Genomic DNA, 19,921 nt, shown 5'->3' with positions numbered 1-19,921 from the left:
GGAATGACGATGGTCATTTCCTTCAGTAGTATATCGGTGTTTAATTCGTTCATTTTTTATAATCCGGCCACAGTATGCTCGCGTAGTTACCAAGTGAGGCGGTGACCGTTTGTTGCACTGCAGGAATATCGCACCTGTTTGAATCGCGGGTAGCGATAATTCTGTCGGCGTAAGCCTGTAAGAGAGCGGGCGATGCGATTACTGTCGTAAGATCCCCGTTGGCAGGCAGGTTCATGCCGGTGGAAGAGAAAGGCCATTGCATGGCAGTTTCCCTGATTTGTTGCACCAGCGGATCATCCGGTGCGAGGCCTTTGCTAAGACTGAGCAGGTCTGGCAGGTACCGCAAACAGAGGTCTGCGCTGTAAATGCTGGAAGCTGTAGGTGGTACCGGGTAGGGGTTAAGCCAGTGCAGGATGTCCTGCTTTCCTGCTTCCCTGAGCATTGCCAGTTGTACTATTCTGTAAACATACCCGGCGGCCCAGAGGGCGGCATCGGCATCAAAAGCTGGTGCAGTACCAGGTATTTCCAGTATATCGTTTTGATAATATGCCTCCAGTATCGTTTGGGTGTCCTGTAATTCCTGCGTTGTAAAAGGGATAATTTGGTTGACTACAGCTACTTGTCCTTCGCGTACAAGGTGGTTAATAAACGCATCTAAATTCATAGGTAAACATTTGACCGTTCGCGTTCCCGCAACATCAGCGGATTCGTTGAAACGACAAAATAACAAAAAAACATATACATGTACTGTATAGTTATAGCATGCCTGTTATTGGCAGGCAGGGAAGCTGTTATGGTTACTCACCAGGCTTACTCCCGCTTTTCTTTCCAGAACAGGGTAGGGCGTGCATTATGACTATTGGTCATCGGCTTTGCTATCTCTTTTATCTACGGAACCGGATCGTTCAGATTTAACAACTGTTCGCCATCAGGCTTGCTATCTTTTTTTCAGGATCCGGGTAATGCACACATTGATAGCTGTTTTTACCGGAGTACCGGACTATTATTCTTCTTCTTTCCAGGTTTGGGCAAGAAATACATAATCTTCAATACAACCGGTGGCAACAATCGTTTTGCCGGCCAGTGGCATCAGGGGATTTTGCATAAAAGGGTTGGCGCCGGCAGGACGTATCAGGTAGTCTCCCTGATCCGTTACCAGGAATACGCCAAGGTGTTCACTTTTACTATGTTTGCCAAATGTGCGGAGCACCAGGCGTCCGGTGAGTGTAATGAAGGGATTGTTTTGGTCCCTGTTGGTTTTATCTGCTGACATATTCACGATACCCCAGTATTTGATTGTTTTTTTCTTTCACCACAATGACCTTTGTTAACGGTATTTCCCCGGTGGTGGCAGATTCCGAAAATACGTGAAATTTTACAGATGGCATGGAGCCGCTGACATCTTCTTTGCCTGCCTGGCTATTTTTCCTGTTTACAAAAATCTTAGGATCCCGTTCTTTGGCAAAGTTTTTTTCATCCAACAGTTGGTGCATAGCGGTGTGCAGCGCAGGATCTGTTGCATGGGAACCATCGGAAGGGTGCGGAACGGCGATAAAGTCGTCCAGCATTTTACCCCGGGCTTCCAGGTTGTCGCGGCGGTTTTGCACGGTATTTACGAAAGGCTGTTCCGCGCCGGTAGTACTGGGATCTTTGTCGTTGATCACTGGTTGCCACGAGGGGTCGCCGAGGAGGTAAAACTGTGCGGCTGTTTTAAGTTCGTAGGGATCCAGTGTGGGGCCCATTTCGTTCAGGAACCGCTGTCTTGCTTCCAGCAGGGCCCTGCCGGTAGAAGCGCCGTTCAACACATTGATCACAAAATACTGTGTCAGCAAGTCCGCCAATCCCTGTCCAGTAGGTGGCCCATAAGCAATGTTGGAGCTACCTACAAAGGCAAGTGCGTGATTCAGGAGGTAACTGTTGGCCATGCTGATTCTTTTGGCACTGTTCTTTTTCGGATCAAACAGTTGGCCACCGTAGCAGCATTCTGCCGCTACAATGGTACCATGCGTGATTTTATCTTTCAGTATGTCAGATCGCATGGCCAGCGGAAAATCCGTTGCTTTCTGACCGTAATAGGCAGGATTATAAATAGCGCCGTGACAGTTGATAAAATGCGTTTTTGCCTGCAATTGGGCTGCAGTCCAGTTGGTTCCTGTCATGGTTTCATCTCCCGGAAATACCAGCATGCTGGTATGATTCCCAAAAATATTCTGCAGGCTGTTCTGCGTAGAATCCTGCCAGTCAAAGGTGCTGATGGAAAAGTAAGGAAGATAATCACTCCGCTGTGCAGGTGCAGCTTCAATAATATTGGTAATCAGCGTATGCAGGTAGCTTGCATCTCCCATTGCGGGAATATCCGGCAGCCGGCCTGTTACCCGGGTAGGGGAAATGAATTTCCCCGGATCCGTGTCATAAGGCGTATCGCATGCATAAGGCAGATCACTGGGTATATTTCCATCCGGATCATTGTCGCCCGGTAATAAATTTTTTAAACGCTGGAATGGAATGATATCCTGTGCCCCCACCAGTAGTAAATATCCCGGAGAAAAGAAGCGGTATAAATCATCGATTGCTTTCTTGTTTTGTGCGTCGTCGGTGGCATCTGTTACAGCGGTAGCCTGGTAAGCCTGCATCTGCACGGTGTCGTCAATGAAAATAATGTGTGCATCCAGGTGTCTGCTGTTGTCATAAGTCTGCAACGCATTTAAATCATCCAGTATGAGCTGGTGACTATCGCCGTATTTCTGTTGTAAGGCGGTTTTATTGGTTATTATGAGTTTGGTAGTCAGCATATTCATATTTGGGGATGCCATAGTATCCTTATTAAGCGTTCAAAAATATTGATTTAAAAGATAATAAGCTACCCATACTGCAACAATATTATCATTTCCCTACGCAGAGTATTTGCATAGTGAAAAAGTAAACCGTATTTTTCTGAGAATCTATGAGCAGTTTATGAAAAAATTCCACGGGTTAACCGTTCTTCTGATACTCCTTGTTATCAACATCCATGCACAGGTAATTGCCGGCTTTATTGTAAAAGCAGGCAGCATCAGCAGAAATAACAGTATCGTATATACGACATTGCCAGCCGGTGTTGGTAATGCACCTGTTAGCCTGGAAGAAGTCAGCAACGGAAAGCGTACGCCCGTTGCCGTTAATGTATATAAGGGACAGTTATGCTGGATTATGCAGGGAACTACGCCTGCCGGTACTGAAAGGAAATACGAACTGAAAAAAGGTACAGTGGTGACTAATCCGGCTATGAAAACAGTGCTGCAGGGCGGTCATCTGTTGCTGCAGGAACAACAACAACCTATCCTGCAATATAATTTTGAAACGGTAGCTGCTCCGGCAGGCGCAGACACGATATATAACCGCAGCGCCTTTATTCATCCGCTCTGGGCTCCCAATGGCGTGGTGCTGACTAATATCTTCCCTAATGCCGGACACCTGCATCATATGGGTATCTGGAATCCCTGGACCCACACGCTGTTTGAAGGAAGAGAAACAGATTTCTGGAATGTGCAGAAGAAAGAAGGAAAAGTACGTTTCAATGGTCACCTGGAAACACTTTCAGGTAATGTATGGTGCGGATTCAGCGCTGGTCAGGATCATATTGCATTTCTGAAAGATGGCACTGAAAAAACGGCTATCCGGGAAACGTGGCTGGTACAGGCTTATCCCGCTACGGAACAAGGATCCCGCCGGGAATGGGATTTTACCTCCACTTTTGCGCCGGATACCCCCAATGGTATTACCCTGTTACAATACCGCTACGGCGGTGGTTTCGGGCTAAGAACAACAGCGGAGTTTACGGCTAAAACCAGCCAGGTACTGACATCAGATGGTAAGACCCGCAAAGATGCCGATAGCACCCGTGCCCGTTGGGTGAAAATATCAGGCACTACCGCACAGGGAAAGGCGGGAATGCTGATTATGAACTATCCTGATAATTTTGATTCCCCCGAACCTTTGCGTGTATGGCCGGAAGATATGGAAGGGGGGGAACTCATGTTTAACTATACACCTACGCGCATGAAACCATGGCAGCTTTACCCGGGAGCACACTACCAGCTGAAGTACAGAGTGATGGTGTATAGCGGTGATATCTCTGTTGCTGAAGCAGAGGCCGCCTGGGAAGAATATGTACATCCGCCGGAAGTAAGTATCATTTGATATTGCATTTTGTGTTTTCTCTCTTTTTCATTTATTTTAGCGCTGTGAATGATTCGGTTTCAATTCAGTTAACCTCTGAGAAACAGATCGGATGAGATGTGTGATATAACCCTGATTCAATAACCCTTAACCATCATCCTCATGAGCACTTTCAATGATTCTCAAAAAGAGGAAGAGATAGATAAATCTCCCGATGAGGAAGATGCGCCTTCCTGGGGAGGAGTGATCGTTGGCCTGTTACTCGGCATTGCAGGGATAGCACTTATCTTCTATCGTTATAAACAGTTTCATAGCACAGGAGATGATACGATCAGTATTACCAAAATTGAAATGCTGATTTATAAAGTAACGGGAGAAAGTATCTGGGCGCTGATTTCCGCTTATGCGTTGGTATCCGTAGCCGGTTTTTATCTTGCTATCAGTAATTTTTATAAACTGAAATCCAAATGAAGTAAATCCATATTCCTAAACGCAACATATCAGCATGAATAACCTCTCTGAACTGAAAACAACATTGCTTGAAATCCATGAGAAGGATAAAAAGCAAACCATTAATGCCCTTATTACCGCAGAAGTTTTTGCTGTGCTTGTTTTTGGGGGAATAGCCTATAGTATTTTTGCCGGAAAAAGCAGTCAAACACCCAATGGTGTACTGTTTATATTATTGTTTTTACCCGTAGGTGTTTTGATCCCCTATCTCTTTATGCTGCACCACGCGAAGAAACGTCCTGAGAAAATTCATGACTTTGTAAGCCGTCTTGAAAAGGGCGAATCAGTGAATAACGTAGATACCTACACGGATTATAAACTTACCCTGCCGCTGCGTATTATCAGATTGCGATTGTTTCCAATGGAATATGCGCATGTAAGAATTGGACAAAGCCGTTCTTTTTTCAAACTGCCTTTGTCTGCCGAAAACGTGCAGCCCTTTAAGGCGCTGATCAGTCAGCGGGTACCTGAGATGTCTCCCATTTCTATAGGTGGATCTTCTGCTCACTGGTCTTCTAACTGATAATGTACCATTCATGAAAACACTGGAAGAATTTAATACCTTCCTGGATCAGCAACTCAGCGATGAGCTGCTGGCCATGGAACAAAAACGCATTTCCGGCCGTAACTGGACGCGCTGGATGTGGGCTGCCTGCCTGGTTCCGTTTGCCATATTTATTTATTTCATGATCAGGTTTTCCACTCAGCAGGCGCGGGAAGCCACCACCAACAATGGTTTTGGTAACCAGGCATTTCTGATAGTGGGTATCGTATTGCTGTTTACGCTCGGCAGTTACGGGATCCGCTATTTTATGATGGGAAGAAAAGGAGTGGACGATGCGGTGGATTTTCAGCATGATTTTAAAACAAGAATTGTAAAGCCCATTATTGGTTTTATCAATCCTTCCTATACTTATCAGCCGCTCAACTATGCCAGCTATGAAGAATTTACCGAAAGCGGTTTGTTCGCAAAGAAAAATTATCGCATAAGTGGCAATGACCAGGTGTATGGTAAAACAGGGGACATGAATTTCCAGTTCTGCGATCTCCTGGTGACGCATATGCCTTTGGTGACGGTACGCGGGCAGGGGCCTGATACAGTCTTCTCCGGCAGCTATTTTATTGGACAGTTCCCGCGCTATTTCAGCACCCCTGTGTATATTCTTTCCCGTAATTCCGCAATGGAAAGCTTGTTTTCCAGCAATGCTGCTGACAATGGATTTATTCAAACCTGGGATCTTGGCAAAAAGGTGCTGCCCGCAGATGCAGCCTTCAATAAATTATTCATGGTATATGCCCAGGATCCAAACGAAGCGCAGCAATTGCTGACGCAGCTACTAATGGAAAAAATCATCCGCCTGCAGGAAAGGAGCACTGCCAGACTATTTATTTCTTTTTATAATAACCGCGTTTACATCGGTATTGGCCATGGGATGGACTATTTTGAAACAACCCTGAACAGATCGCTGCAGGACCGGCAGATACTGAAGAATTTCTATCTCGATTTTATGTCACTGCTGCAATTGGCCGAAGATCTGCAGGACAATAGAAGTATCTGGACAAGCAGGGCATTTTCCAGGTCTTAATTTTTTTAAGGAGATAGGGAAAATGTCTGTATCATATTTAATAGGTAGACATCCTCCCAATAATTTCCTTTTAAATTTTATTTTTCTGCCAGATTTTAGCATCAAAAATAAAATTTAAATAATATGTTGCGATATTTTTTATATTCGTTGTAACCCTTTATGGTATTGTGTTGTGAGGGACGTTAAATACGTATAATATCCGGTTAGGCATAGAATGGTATACCCCGAACGAGTTTTTTTTTAGATTGAATTCTATGTAAATGTTTTCGCTGTATCTTTACTTTGCCTCCTAAGAGGGGCGCCCAAATAGTAATTGTAATTGTTAACTTAATATTTGAAAAACCTGGTATCATCCAAATGACCCTGTCAACACTGACCATATTTGGACCTGCATTGCAATCCGCCATAAGGATAGCAACAGCCATTGCAAAAGATTATCATCATTCGCAGTATACACCTGCGCATTTATTGCGCGCCTGTTTACATAGAGAAACAGGACTGGCGCCTGCATTACATCAATTGAACCTGGATGTATACTACCTGGAAGAATGGGCGGAAGTACGATTAGATGAGATGCCCAGGGCATCGCGTATTCCGGATGAACCGGAACCGGATGAAGCGGCAACAACAGTACTGCAGGAAGCCATCAGTATAGCAACAGAAAACGATCTGGAAGAAGCGGATGCGTGGGCCTTGCTCATGGCACTGTGCACTCCAGGTGTGGGCTTTTCCTACGAACAACTGAAAACATTTCCTTTTACACGGGAGCAATTAAAAGCCGCCGGAAAAAGTGGAAAGGACATAGCATCGGATAATACCACCGCCAGCCGTATTAAACCCGGGGCATTGAAATATGTATATCGCATTACAGATCCACAACTGCTGAAAACGTTTCATCCGGTGATAGGCCGTGATGGAGAAATCAGGAGCATCACGGAAGTGCTTACACGTAAAGACCGCGCCAGTGTATTGGTGATCGGTGACGGCGGAGTAGGTAAAACCGCTTTGGTAGAGGGACTGGCCCGCGCTATTGTACAAAAACAGGTGCCACTGCAGTTGCAGTCGTCAGAAATGTATGCACTCGACTACGGTGCATTTATAGCTGGGGCCGCTTATAAAAATGAACTGGAAGACCGTTTGCTGCAAATTATTCAGCAACTTAAACAAACGGGTAAGCATATACTTTTTATCGATAATCTTCACAGCCTGCTGGACAAGCAATCCGGTGGCGGTATGGCCAATGTTATCAAAGCCGCATTGGGTCAGGGTGAAATTATTCTCATCGGCACCACCACACCGGAAGGGTTTCGTAAGCTCATAGAGCCGGATGCCATTCTGCGGCACCGGTTTGAAACCATTACACTGACAGAGCCCGATGAAATACTGGCCGGCCGCATGATGAGCGCGGTAGTACCGGTATATGAAAATTTCTACCAGCTCAAAGTATCACCCGAAAGCATACACGAATCTATCCGCCTGTCGCGGCGCTATCTGAAAGAAAGATCTTTGCCGGACAGTGCCATTAACCTGCTGGACCGTACCATGGCGGCTATACGCGCCATGCAGGACACCGGCACCGGCTTATTACAAACTTTACAATTGGAATTGGAATCGCTTAATGGTAAGGATTCCTCACAGATAACTGATTTTCAATGGTTTCACCGGCAAATGACGGAGCGTTTGGGTACCCTGTTAGCTGCCCGGTTGCATACCCCGCAGGATGTCAGTAAAATGACAGCGGTTGCGGACATACAACTTTACCTGCAACAGTTACTGGAACAACTTTCTGTTGTAACAACCACTCCGCACGAGGAAGTGACTCCGGTGGATCTGGCTACCATGATTGCTGCTATCACCGGCATTCCCCTGGGAAAAGTACAGTCTCAGGAAAGAGAGCGCCTGGTGAACATGGAGCAACAGTTAAGTAAGCGGGTAGTAGGACAGGACCATGCCCTCAAAGCAGTGGCAGATGCCATATTAGAATCCAGATCGGGCCTCAGCAGGCCCGGACAACCCATAGGTTCCTTCTTTTTTCTGGGGCCAACGGGTACCGGTAAAACGGAACTGGCAAAATCATTGGCCGACTTCCTGTTCCAGGATGAACGCTGCATGATCCGCTTTGATATGTCAGAGTTTAAAGAAGAACATGCTGCCGCCCTGTTGTATGGCGCTCCTCCCGGATATGTGGGTTACGAGGAAGGTGGGCTGCTGGTCAACAAAATACGGCAACAACCTTATGCCGTGGTATTGTTTGACGAAATTGAAAAAGCACATCCGTCTGTATTCGATATTTTTTTGCAGATCATGGATGAAGGAAAACTTCACGACCGGCTGGGAAAAACAGGCGATTTCTCCAATGCGCTGGTGTTGTTTACTTCCAACATTGGCAGTGAAGCGATTGCAAGGTCTTTCCAGGAGAATGTGATCCCTGCATCGCAGCAGCTGATGGAACTGATGGCCCGTCATTTCAGACCGGAGTTCCTGGGAAGACTTACAGAGATTGTTCCGTTTGGTCCTATTCAGCAGGCAAACGTGGAGAAAATCTTTGATATTCATTTACAACATTTACTGCAACTATTGCAGCAGCAGGAGATCAGCTTAACTGTATCTGCGGATGCCCGCCGGCATCTGGCACTGATGGGCTATTCTCCCCAGTATGGTGCCCGCCCGCTGCGGGAGGTGATCCGGGGTCAGTTGCGTAAACCATTGTCGCGCATGATCATAGGTGGTAGTCTGCGAAAAGATATGACCGTAACACTGGATATAAAAAATGATCAGCTAGACTGGACAATAAATTGATGATTGTCAGATTCCAAAATTCTAAATTTATCTCAAATGAATGACAACTACGGAATTGGCGGCACAGAAGTGAAGCTGGACGCCAACGAAGCCATCGCGGAAATTTCGCATAACCGTACCTTGTTTGCTGAAAAGTTAACCCAGCAAACACCTGTTAAACCTGAAATAGTGGAAGGGCTTACTTCCGTAGAAGCTGTTTTTGAACATTTCAAACCAGCCGTGAATGTAAGTTTCCATGATGCAGAAGGTCGTACTGTGCCGGAAAAATTACAATTCCATCACCTGGGTGATTTCGGTATAAAAGGCATTACAGAACAAAGTGCTTTCCTCAATGATCTGGCTACTGAAAAGGAGCAATACCTGAAAATTATGAAACAGCTGAAGACGAATAAAATCCTGAAATCAGCCCTGGCCGATCCGGATGCCCGCAAAGCGATACTAGGCGCAATTCGTGGCATGATGAAAGACCTTAATACCAAATAATTAACAGTTCCCCCATTCAGGAACATAACCTCACTGATTATGGCAGAATTACAGAAAAACCAGGAGCTGCAAAATGATGGCCTGTCTTCACAGCAGGAAGTTAACCTCAGCGGAAATATTGAAGATCTTGCAAAGTATGGCGGCTTTGACCTCCTGGAAGGTACCGTTGAAGGTGCACAAAACCTTAACCCCGAGCGTAAGGCACGCCGCAATATATTTTTGACAGAAGCCGGCAAAAAAACAGAAAGAGATAAACTCAAAAAAGTACTGTCCCTCTGGGAAAAAGTATTGTCTGAAACAACAGAGCTGCCTGAAATGGTGGACTACTGTGCTTCCCACGCGGAAGAAGCCGGAAAGGTATTGTCAACCAATCTGGGTGAAGCAGTAGACTCGACCCGTGAACTGGAGCAGTCCTACCGGAATGTGGCACTCTTCTTCAAGAATACAGAATCCGACAAGGTAAAGAACATCTCCTTTATCAACGTGGAACTGGAGCAGCTGAAAGACCTGGATAATACCCGTTTCATTGATGCTGTCAACAATGAGTTGGTGAGCAACTATGACCGGTTGGATCTGCGGACCAACTACAGTCTGCTTGTTGTTCCCGGCTACCTGGGCTCCAATAAAGTGATAGAGAAATGGGCGAAAATTGCCCATGAAAATAAAGCCATGCTGGTAACAGATTTCGCACACCTGGATGCGCCGGATGACGTGATGGAGATGTTTGAGCAGGCCAATCTTACCGGTGGCGAAATCCACCGCTCCAATGTAATCATGTCCTGCAACTGGCTGGTAGGCCGTGGCAAATTTGATGAAGTAGGAGAACAGGATCATCTGTATGTACCACCTTCCGGTGCATTGGCAGGTAAGATCTATAAAACCCTCATGTCGCAGGTAACTGCCGGTAAAAAATTCGGTGGTATGAACGAAGTGGACGGGGTGAAATTTGAATTGAAGAAAAGTGAAATTGCCAGCCTGGAAAAAATGGGACTGGTACCCATGGTGAAAGAATACGGAAAAGTAATGGCCTTCAGTGCTAAAACACTGTTTAACGGGGATAACCTGGGGCTGCAAACTTATTCTGTTGTGCGGGTATTCGATTTCGTGACCAAGGTGCTGATGGACTTCCTGAACCGCCGTGCATTCGAAAACTTCAATGCCAATACACGCAAGGACCTGATGAAGCAGATTATCCGCTTCCTGGATGGCATCACCGGTCCTGATAAGCTGATTGAAGACTTTAATATCCGCCGCTTTGAGCAGGATCCGATACAGAAAGACCGGATCCACCTTGATATCCATCTGAAGCCTTACTTCCCTGCCAAGAACTTCCTGATCAAAATGGAGGGTCAAAAAGGCGATGAAGCTACAGATTGGGATACTACCTACGAGCAGGATGGTAAATAACCCTCAGTGGTCAGCTTTTGGGCTTTAACGATGCTTTAAACAGCCCGTGTATATGCCCGAAAGCTGACAGCTGGAGAATCCCTACATTTTTTAAAGGTAAAAGCTGACCTAAAGATGAAACGAGTGTTGTGCAGTTTACTGCTTTGTTTGTTAATCACAAGTACCGGGTTATCCGTAAAAGCCCAAACAGGTACAGATAGTATTCTGACTACCAAAGGAGCGGTAACGCTCATTACTTCCGGCGCCCCCATCAGTACTTTTCAGATCGGCGACGGAAAGAATACAGATTATGATTATCGCATAGTGGATGGAAACATGGTATTCCTGCGTCCCATTACTGCGGCCCCACGCCCAACTAACCTGATTGTCCGGGAAGGCGAGAATATTCATTACATGATCATTGCATATCATGATAAGGCGGACCTGTCCCGCCTGAAATACACCTTATCCGGTAAGTCCAAGACCACCGGCGCCTTCACCACACCGGAAGCAACGCCACAGGCGCCGCGTCCCGGCAGGGGAGAAAGAAGCGGAGATGAACAGTTGGCTAATTTGCCGGAAGAAACCGGCAACCTTATCAGCGTAGATACCGTTACCGTTGGTAAAATTGCGGAAGACTTCGGGAAAGACCATAAAGTAAATCACCAGTACGAAGTGAAGGTAGATGGTATCAGTGTTGGATATGCACAGGCCATGACGCTGAGCAGCATGAATTACTTCTCCTTCCGCATCCGCAATAAAGGCAAAGAACCATTTGAAATTGTGAAGGCAAGTCTGATCCATAAAGAGAAAAAAGATACCTCACTACTGCATACTATGCCCATCCTTTATAAAAAAGGACCTACGATCATCGCCCCCAGAGAAGAAGCCAGCGAGGTATTTGTAGTGCCTTCCAAGCAATATAAGAAAGACGATGAGGTAATTATTGTGCTGCAAACAACAGAAGGGAAACAACAGGTGGTATTATATGTGCCGGTAACGGTACTTCCTAAATACATGTTGGCCAAACAATGAGGACACGTTTTGTTTTGACGTTACTTGTATTCCTGTTGTTCACCCGGTCCGGGATGGCACAACAGGTGGATTTCTGCGGGGAAGTTGTACCGATGGAAAGAGATTTTGTTTCCTATCGTCTCATGGATGTAATTAAGCGCAACCTACGCTACCAGGGTTATCTGCCTGCATTGCGCCTGAAAGCCGAACAGTATTTCCCCATTATAGAGCCCATTCTTCAACAATACAATGTACCGTTGGATTTTAAATACCTGCCCATTGTAGAAAGCGGTCTGAGTAATGCTACTTCACCGGTAGGTGCCCAGGGCGTATGGCAGATCATGCCTGGCACGGCTGCGGAACTGGGCCTGACAGTAAGCGCAGGTTATGATGAACGCAATCACCTGATTAAAGCAACACATGCCGCCTGTAAACTAATACGGCTGTTGCATGATCAGCTGAATTCCTGGACACTGGCCGCAGCAGCATATAATGCCGGATCGGGCAATATCTCCAAAAATGTAAAACGGCAGGGAAGCAGCGACTATTACCAACTGTTGCTCAATAATGAAACTGCCCAGTATATCTACAAGATCATTGCGATCAAACAGCTTTTTGAAAGCCCGGAATTATATATGCCAGGCTTTGGCTATAACGTATTCAGTAAAAATACCAACAACGGATCTGTATTCGCCACACCTGCCCCGGTTAGTAAAACCGGAGACAAGGATTTTAATACGATCCGTATCGCATTGGGTAAAACAACACCCGCGAAACACGCAGTGGTCGTATACGCCGCCCGCCTGAAAAATAACGACGCCTTCGAAGATGGACAGCTGGTCAGCATTCAATTGCTGGATGACCTGCAGGCTAACGGCGTGTATATACGTAAAAATTCCAGTCTCTCTGGTAAAGGATGGTTGGTCAGCAGCCGCATATACGTAGACCTCGGCTTTGGTAATACTGTGGTGCTTTACGCTGCAGACGGGAAAAAAGGAATACCTGCCGGTTTGTTGAAAACAGGCGGAGAGGTGCAGTTGCGAAATGTAGGTGATAACAGGAGTAATGCGTTTGCTGGTGGGGTGCCGGTTACTACTGTAGCCGCCAGGTAGACAGGATATAGCAGGGATGCCGGATATTGCATCACTTTTTTTATACACCATACTGGTTATCGGCGCCTCGCCGGCGTAAACCAGGCGAAACATATGTAAATACCATCATTTATCAGCATTCGCTGATGAATGATGGTTAAAGAAATATTATACCAACGCCTCATTTACAAATACCCGATAGGGAAATGTATTACTGGATTTCTCTTCCAGCTGCAACAGCAACTCCTCTTTCATATAATGAAGATTGGCAACAGGATAACGTTCCGTAGTCTGATGCAGGGTGATACGGATATCCAGTGTGCGGCTGTAGCTGGCGCCGCTACCCGGTTGCAGGGCAATGCCTTTGGCTACAACAGCCGCCTTCATCTCTTTTCCAAAGATAGTTTTGCAGAGTGCTTTGATATCTTCCGGTGTTACAATACGGTTATGAGATAACAAATGCGAGCGGTACAAATTTATCTTTTCATCAATATTCAGCCGGTCCTTTCCTCCCTGTGTATTGGTGAGTAAAGTAATACTGTTGGGGCGGGTGTTGATGCTGCCATATTCCAGCAGCCGTGTACCCATACGTATGTTATTGGCTGCTGTGCCGTTGGTGGAATAAAATTCTATGAAGATATATTCTGCATTTTCTTTAGGCTTCACCATAACGTAGGGGATATTTCCTTTGTTGGTGCCCGGTTGCAACTGCTCCTCCAGAGACGCAATCAACTGATGCAGTTCCCGCATCCGGTTAGTCACATAGTCATTCTTCACTTCTTCAAACAGGGAGCTTTCATCCCGGATCACTTCCACCAGGTAGGCGATTACTTCTTTGGCTTCGCGGGTATCGAACCGGCCGATACCGCTGCTGCGGATCACCAGCTCGCCTTCCTGCATTTGTCCGGCGGTGGAGAAATTACGTACATAGTAATCGGTGCCTTCCAGGTCATATACCCGTTTGATATCAAAAAAGATATCGGGTGTTTGCATGGGGATGATATTCAGATAACGATTCAGCTTCATCGACTGCTCGTTATTTTTTTTGTTGATCACCGGGAAGCAGTTAATGCTGCAGTACAAATCTTCCAGCAATGTGTGATGCAATGCTTCAGGAAATTCAATACGCAGCCATTGTACGTCTTTGTTGATCCGGTTACTGTCAGTGCCGAAAATGCGGAGCAGTGCTTCCGGAATACCAGGACTGTTGGCATTAGGGGCATCGGTAACGGTGAGGAAATGGCGGCGGAAACGGTGTAGTATATGCTGACTGTAACGTGCATTATTATTCACGGCCACCTGGATCATACTGTCTACTTCTTCTTCTGCTGCACTGCGGCTATGATGGTACCCGGCTTTTATGGAGATCTCTTTATTGTTAATAAATACCCTCGCCAGTGGCAGGTAATGGTAAAACATTTCCTGTTGGTGTACATTGCGGAGGTCAAAGAAAAACGACATACCTTCCCAGGAATGTGCTACATCTTCCATAGACAGGCCTATCCATAAATGATTGGGGGCCATGTCGGGAAAGGTTTGTCCCTGCAGTATCTGTTCCTTGAACCAGTTGTCACGTGTTTCATAAAGCTTGTTACCAATAGCGAGGTATTGGACATGGCCTCGGAAAAGGCGATGGCTGGTGACAGGAGAAAAGAAAAGATCGCGGCTATGTGTACCTGTTTTAGTGTGATGATAGAACTGATGATCGGCGTGAATATCCGCAACAGGTTCCGTGGCCAGGGCATGCAGGATACCATAGGCAGGCTGACTGCTGGTGATGGGCTCCGGCATCATGATCTGAGCCAGTCGTTCCACCAGTCGCGCATGTGAAACATCCACTTCGCCGGAGATTTTTTCAAGCTCACTGGCGCAGGCTTCCAGCAGGAGTTGTACTACCGGGTCAAAGGAGGTTTCCACTTCCGCATCCGGATATCCCCAGAGGCGGGCGGCGGTTTTCAGCATCCTGTCTTTTATGCGTTCTTTTTTTTCTTTCATGGGTGGTGTTAATAAACAAATGATCAATCATACGACAACGGGCTGATGTAGAAGAAACTACTGTATTGGAACGGGTTATTGTTTTTGGCGATGGTTCCTGATACCGTGACGCGGATTTTCTTCTTCATCTTGCGTGTTGCCGGCAGTAACAGTTCTTCCTGGTTTACAGCGGCCACGACCCTTATTTGTGCTATTCTTTTTTCATAGCGAACAATAGATGTTTTGACAGCGCTTTCTATCTGTTCTTTTACTTCATTGTTGGAGGCTTTGATATCAAAGTCGCTGTCCCACCACTGGCAGCCATACTGGGCATCATCTTTATTTTCCCCCAGCACGGTGGTGATGAGCAGGTGGATATGTTGCTCTATCGACTCTTCCAGTGCGATAGCTGGCATATCTTTTTTTTGCAGCAACTGAGAAAAGTCTATGGGTAGTTTATAATATTTTCCTTTCATGATAGCAGCTTAAAATATGCCCAACACTTTTTTACGGTCGTACATGATCAGGATCTCATTTATGCACCCATTCGGTGTTTTGGTGAGATTAACCCTTTCTATTTTGAATTTTTTCTTGCCATAAATGCGGGAGCAGAAATGTGTGAAATTATCTACATCATTCGCATTCAGTACCACTCTGGCATTGAGATTATTACAGAGATACTGGGAGAAGTCTGCCGCTGTTTTCTGTTTCAGCGTTACCTGGATGAGGAGGTATTTAAATTCCTCGTCAGAAATAGATGGCTTCTTTTCAGGTACCGGTGCCGGGGCGGGTGCAGGTGCTGGTGCCGGATTCAGGTCAATAACGGGTTGAGGTGTTTCCTGACGTTCCACTGGACGTGCCGGGAATACGGTAATATGTTTGAGCACCATATGGCTGCTGTCGCCATTGATAATAAGTGACAATGTTCTTTCGCCGGGAGAGGAGAAAGTATAGGTAACTGATGAATTGCTATGTATTTCAGCGTTGTCCTGCAGCAGGTGCCAGCTCCATTTGGTGGCAGAGGGTGTTTTGTTGCTGAAGGTAACGGGGCGGCCTGCAAAGGCTTCAGAAGGACCATCAATAACAGGGAATACATCTGCGCTATTGGTGGCGGCGGCAACGGGGGTATTCATGATTACCAGCACTTCCTTATTCCAGCTGCATTTACCGGAGGTCAGCGTCACAATATAGCTGCCTGCTTTATTAAAAGAGTGGTATACCTGTCTGCCGGTGGCTTTAGCACTGGAGTCACCGAACTCCCAGGTGTAGCTGCCTGTTTTTTTGTCGTGATTCTCTGCATTAAAAGTAATGACTTCACCTACAGAATAAGCTTTACTGTTACTGTTCTGGATATGACTGAGTGCTATATCCGTATTGCTGCAATCTTCCCTGCCATCCATCTGAAAGGCAAGCAGCGCCGCGCTGATGAGGAACAGGCCAAGAAATGTCCAGAGCACCATGGGGTCAACATGACTGGCTATTTTACCAAAAGGTCGGAATGAGTTAACCTTACGTTCATTTTCGGGTTTACGGGGGGCCATCGGTTTTTCAGGTTTTTACAATTTTAGTATAAATTTAGACAAATAACCAGAGTTAATTCACGTAAAAAAGATTTTTTCCACGGATCAAAATTTAAGCCATAATAATTAAATCAAACCCCTATTTTTGTTACTGAGTTGTTAGCCCGGAACCATAGATGAAAGATAGTTATGCTAACAGTAATAGCAGAATAAGAAAAACCTAAATATTACCTTATGGTAAACAATGCAGAGAAGGCTGCGGTGCTGGAGGAAGTAATTGATCACGTCAATGCTTTACCCTATGATGTCAGGGCAGAAGTAGTGGTGGGAGAATTACTGGATAATCATGTGCGGGAGGAAGAAGTGGTAGTACAGATGAAAAATGTATTTACCCGCTCGTTTACTACAGATATTACTCATGTAAAACTGGATGATAGTCAGCCTTATCAGCCTTTTATCAATTTCTCTCTTTCACGGGATGGTATTTATGACCGTTTGCCGCAGGGTATGTTTCATGAGTTTAAGCAGGAGACTTCTTCCCGGCAAAGCGGGGTGACTGAAATGGTGGCCCGTTATAAAAAGCAGCAGCAGCAACAGCAGCAGGCCCGTAAATTTTTTCAGCCCCTGGAGAATGAATTTTTTCTGCAACGGGTATACCTGGAACAGCGGGAAAAGCATTTGTTGTTTGATGTATTTGGTAAAGATGCAGACCAGCTATTCCACGCGTTCTGGGAACTGCCGGCAGGTCTTCCTGCAGCGGCAGCCAACAGACTGGTGAAGCTGCTGCCTTATATGCATCATATTGCGGGTAATATGTCGCTGGTGAAATTATGCCTGGAGCAGGTATTGGAAGAAACCGTTGATATTTCCTGGAACCGCGAACCGCAGTTGGTAACAACCGGTAGCGGCATTCCCCTGGGAGAATGTTTGCTGGGGGTAGATGCCATGGTAGGCACGCAGTGTTATACAGATATGCCCGTGTTAACGGTCAGCATCGGCCCGGTTAAACGCCAACGTATATACGATTATCTTCCCTGGCGGCCATTTGGCAAATTGCTGGAAACCTGCTACGGCTATTTTCTGCCGGCAGATGTGGAAATTAACACGTTACTGTTGCCGCCTCCGGGAGATAAGAGGGTAGTGATGTCTGATAAGCAACCTGATCAGGGTATCATGGGATATAATTTTTATCTCTGATAGCAGGCTGTTGTTTATTATGGAATTATTTTTGCTGTTACCGGGCATCTGAAAACCAAAGAAATGTTAGTACCCAAACCCGAAAAACCTTGACATCAACAGAACTATGAGATACACTGCTAAGTTTTATTTTATGCTGGCCGGCGTACTGGCCGTAGGATCTTTCATAGTGGCTTTGCTCAGCAGATACATTAAAAATTTCAGCCTTTATAAAAAGAAAGCACTGTTGTATTTAGTGTGTATGACGCTGGTATTTGCCGTTATCAGTTCCATCCCTTTCCTGTTTACCCATCAAAACCTGATGAACCAGTATTTTTTCTATGAAGTATGGTTTCTGGGCCTGGGCGTAGTGCATTGCCATTTCATGTATACCCGTTTCTGGGCCAATGAAACAACACTGGTATCCGAACTGGCTTTTATATTGGCCATCTGGCTGTTTGGCGGCGTAGGCTTTGTGCTGGTCAACCGTTTCCTGGATAAGGATACCTTGTTGTATTATCCTATGCTTACCAGTATGTTTTCCTTTGTGTTGCCCACATTTGTTTATAAAACTTTTGAGAAGATGATGGCCATTCCGGTGAAGGTGCATAAGTGGTGGCAATATCCGATGTATAAAGATATGCCGGAAGTAAATGAAGAGGAGATGAAAGACCTGATCGTTATTGGCCTGGAAATGGAGAAAGGCCCACAGGATAATAGTCGTACTTACTTCAGGGCACGTACCCCGATTAAAATGGATCTGGGTGATTTGTTCTATCATTTTATCAATGACTATAACGACCGTTATCCCAATACCCCCATTGATTTTGTAGATAACACAGGGCAGCCTTATGGCTGGGTATTTCACCTGAAGCCACGTTGGTTTGGCGGAGCTAAAACACTGGACCCGCACAAGGCGGTGTTTATGAATGGTATCAAAGAAAACAGTGTGATTATTTGCAACAGAATTATGTTATCCTAAAAGCAGCATTATGGCAGAACCGCTAAAGCATTTTCCCGTCAACTGGGTCGATGGCATGAAGATAAAGAAGCAGCATTTTATTGATACCGAAAATGCACTGCTGGATCAGATCAGGGATGCACTTTCCTGCAGCATACATGCGCTCAACTATGGCCTCCTACCTCCCAAGGCAGAAAATAAAGAATCTCTGCGTTGCTGGTTTATCAGTGATAATCAACAGCAGTGGCGTATTAAATTAACAGAGTGCCGGGCAGTAACTCCCGGTGGTGGCAGAATAGAAGTACCGGAGCATACCGTACACTCGCTGAAATATGCCACTACTTTTCCGGAAGCTACTTATACCTGGGATCCGCAGCATACAGAAAGCACCTATTATGTGATCATACAGGTGAACCCTTTTAACCGGCAACCCAGTGGAGAGCCTTTGCTGGATGAAGATCCTCCAAGACTGCCTTATGCTACCCCGGAATATAGTTTGTATGTAGCACCCGCTTCTCAGTTGCCATCGGGTCAGCTGGGGAGTTACCAGATGGTGCTGGCCCGCATTAGTGTGGCGGATGGCCGTCCGCAGATGGATGATGACTACATCCCTCCATGTAGCATCGTTAGCGCGCATCCTGCTTTAATAGATCTCCACCATGAGCTGGATCAGTTTCTGGGACAAATGGAACTTTATGGCGTACACATCGTACAAAAAATTTACGGCAGGAATCAGAATAATGACCTGGCGCTGGTAGTATTGTATATCACCGAAAAAATGGTTCAGTTCCTTGGCACCCGCATCACCCAATTCAGATGGCTGGCCCTGAACCAGGCGCCTGCACAGATGCTGGAAATTATTGCCGGCCTCGCCCGTACCATGAAAAACGCTATTGATCAACGCGCCGGCGCGGGTAAAGAAGAATTACTCAACTACTTATCTGAATGGTGCGAACTAAGGCAGGGTGAGCTGGAAAACCTGATGATCAACTGTGCCAATATCCGTTATAAACACCTTGATATAAGAGAGTGTCTGCAACCCATGATTCCTTTTGTACGGGCCGTCAATAAACTGTTTGAAAGCCTGAGCAGACTGGATTATATCGGACGCAAGCAGGACAGCAATATTTTTGTGAAAGAAGAATCAGCCGAAGATGCCGAATACCTGCGTAAGCACAAAACCAAGCGTTGGTTTTTTACCGACTAAGAAAATGAAACAACATATTTCGTATCCCGATAAATTCAATCAAAAAAATCATTTCG

The 19,921-nt window shown here is 45.8% G+C and carries 18 protein-coding genes; 12 read left to right on the top strand and 6 right to left on the bottom strand.

The genetic code is table 11. The annotated features are described in order from the left end of the window. Nucleotides 1-49 precede the first annotated feature (49 nt). The 3 genes from AC1DCV_RS26060 to AC1DCV_RS26050 form a co-directional block, all read right to left on the bottom strand. A complete protein-coding gene (locus AC1DCV_RS26060) occupies nucleotides 50-664 on the bottom strand; it encodes a hypothetical protein (RefSeq protein ID WP_477025919.1) in 615 nt (204 codons plus the stop codon). 339 nt (nucleotides 665-1,003) lie between these two features. Further along, entirely contained in the window at nucleotides 1,004-1,279 is a 276-nt protein-coding gene (locus AC1DCV_RS26055; protein WP_477025918.1) for a hypothetical protein, read from the bottom strand. After that, nucleotides 1,260-2,813: a C25 family cysteine peptidase gene (locus AC1DCV_RS26050; RefSeq protein ID WP_477025917.1), complete on the bottom strand. Its 1,554-nt coding sequence runs from the start codon at nucleotides 2,811-2,813 to the stop codon at nucleotides 1,260-1,262. Before AC1DCV_RS26050 ends, AC1DCV_RS26055 begins: the two co-directional genes overlap by 20 nt. A gap of 142 nt (nucleotides 2,814-2,955) precedes the next feature. Here AC1DCV_RS26050 and AC1DCV_RS26045 point away from each other — a divergent pair, with 142 nt between their 5' ends. From AC1DCV_RS26045 to AC1DCV_RS26005, 9 genes are all read left to right on the top strand, one after another. Then, a complete protein-coding gene (locus AC1DCV_RS26045; RefSeq protein ID WP_477025916.1) occupies nucleotides 2,956-4,179 on the top strand; it encodes a DUF6807 domain-containing protein in 1,224 nt (407 codons plus the stop codon). Nucleotides 4,180-4,320: 141 nt separating this feature from the next. Next, nucleotides 4,321-4,629 (top strand): hypothetical protein, encoded by a 309-nt coding sequence (locus tag AC1DCV_RS26040; protein WP_477025915.1) that lies wholly within the window; start codon nucleotides 4,321-4,323, stop codon nucleotides 4,627-4,629. Nucleotides 4,630-4,663: 34 nt separating this feature from the next. Next, nucleotides 4,664-5,191, top strand: coding sequence for a hypothetical protein (locus tag AC1DCV_RS26035; RefSeq protein WP_477025914.1), 528 nt, complete (start codon nucleotides 4,664-4,666; stop codon nucleotides 5,189-5,191). Between the two features lie 13 nt (nucleotides 5,192-5,204). Next, nucleotides 5,205-6,254, top strand: coding sequence for a DUF3137 domain-containing protein (locus tag AC1DCV_RS26030; protein ID WP_477025913.1), 1,050 nt, complete (start codon nucleotides 5,205-5,207; stop codon nucleotides 6,252-6,254). A 357-nt stretch (nucleotides 6,255-6,611) separates the two neighbouring features. Next, the gene (locus AC1DCV_RS26025; RefSeq protein WP_477025912.1) at nucleotides 6,612-9,053 is read left to right on the top strand and encodes an AAA family ATPase; all 2,442 of its coding nucleotides are present in this window, start codon (nucleotides 6,612-6,614) and stop codon (nucleotides 9,051-9,053) included. Between the two features lie 36 nt (nucleotides 9,054-9,089). Then, the gene (locus tag AC1DCV_RS26020; protein ID WP_441574626.1) at nucleotides 9,090-9,536 is read left to right on the top strand and encodes a hypothetical protein; all 447 of its coding nucleotides are present in this window, start codon (nucleotides 9,090-9,092) and stop codon (nucleotides 9,534-9,536) included. Between the two features lie 39 nt (nucleotides 9,537-9,575). Next, nucleotides 9,576-10,943 carry a DUF5458 family protein gene (locus AC1DCV_RS26015; protein WP_477025911.1) on the top strand — a complete coding sequence of 456 codons (1,368 nt, stop codon included), beginning with the start codon at nucleotides 9,576-9,578 and terminating at the stop codon, nucleotides 10,941-10,943. A gap of 114 nt (nucleotides 10,944-11,057) precedes the next feature. Then, nucleotides 11,058-11,957: a hypothetical protein gene (locus AC1DCV_RS26010; RefSeq protein WP_477025910.1), complete on the top strand. Its 900-nt coding sequence runs from the start codon at nucleotides 11,058-11,060 to the stop codon at nucleotides 11,955-11,957. After that, nucleotides 11,954-13,048 carry a lytic transglycosylase domain-containing protein gene (locus tag AC1DCV_RS26005; protein WP_477025909.1) on the top strand — a complete coding sequence of 365 codons (1,095 nt, stop codon included), beginning with the start codon at nucleotides 11,954-11,956 and terminating at the stop codon, nucleotides 13,046-13,048. The genes AC1DCV_RS26010 and AC1DCV_RS26005 overlap by 4 nt, the downstream gene beginning before the upstream one ends. Nucleotides 13,049-13,195: 147 nt before the next feature. Here AC1DCV_RS26005 and AC1DCV_RS26000 read toward each other — a convergent pair whose 3' ends face one another. From AC1DCV_RS26000 to AC1DCV_RS25990, 3 genes are read right to left on the bottom strand one after another with little or no spacing between them, the layout of a single operon-like run. Further along, on the bottom strand, nucleotides 13,196-15,022 hold the full coding sequence (locus AC1DCV_RS26000; RefSeq protein WP_477025908.1) for a hypothetical protein: 1,827 nt from the start codon (nucleotides 15,020-15,022) through the stop codon (nucleotides 13,196-13,198). A 23-nt stretch (nucleotides 15,023-15,045) separates the two neighbouring features. Continuing rightward, nucleotides 15,046-15,477 (bottom strand): GPW/gp25 family protein, encoded by a 432-nt coding sequence (locus AC1DCV_RS25995; protein WP_441574621.1) that lies wholly within the window; start codon nucleotides 15,475-15,477, stop codon nucleotides 15,046-15,048. A 9-nt stretch (nucleotides 15,478-15,486) separates the two neighbouring features. Beyond that, a complete protein-coding gene (locus AC1DCV_RS25990; RefSeq protein ID WP_477025907.1) occupies nucleotides 15,487-16,542 on the bottom strand; it encodes a PKD domain-containing protein in 1,056 nt (351 codons plus the stop codon). 213 nt (nucleotides 16,543-16,755) lie between these two features. Between AC1DCV_RS25990 and AC1DCV_RS25985 the strand changes: the two genes are divergently transcribed. The 3 genes from AC1DCV_RS25985 (at nucleotide 16,756) to AC1DCV_RS25975 (ending at nucleotide 19,865) form a co-directional block, all read left to right on the top strand. Further along, on the top strand, nucleotides 16,756-17,718 hold the full coding sequence (locus tag AC1DCV_RS25985; protein WP_477025906.1) for a hypothetical protein: 963 nt from the start codon (nucleotides 16,756-16,758) through the stop codon (nucleotides 17,716-17,718). A 106-nt stretch (nucleotides 17,719-17,824) separates the two neighbouring features. Next, complete coding sequence (locus AC1DCV_RS25980; protein ID WP_477025905.1) at nucleotides 17,825-18,679, top strand: TssN family type VI secretion system protein; 855 nt, start codon at nucleotides 17,825-17,827, stop codon at nucleotides 18,677-18,679. Nucleotides 18,680-18,689: 10 nt separating this feature from the next. After that, the gene (locus AC1DCV_RS25975; RefSeq protein ID WP_441574617.1) at nucleotides 18,690-19,865 is read left to right on the top strand and encodes a hypothetical protein; all 1,176 of its coding nucleotides are present in this window, start codon (nucleotides 18,690-18,692) and stop codon (nucleotides 19,863-19,865) included. Nucleotides 19,866-19,921: the final 56 nt, after the last annotated feature.

It is taken from the genome of Chitinophaga sp. 10T418 (genome assembly GCF_056394125.1).
Note: the sequence above shows the minus strand (reverse complement) of the source record. Positions and strands in the feature narration are given on the sequence as shown.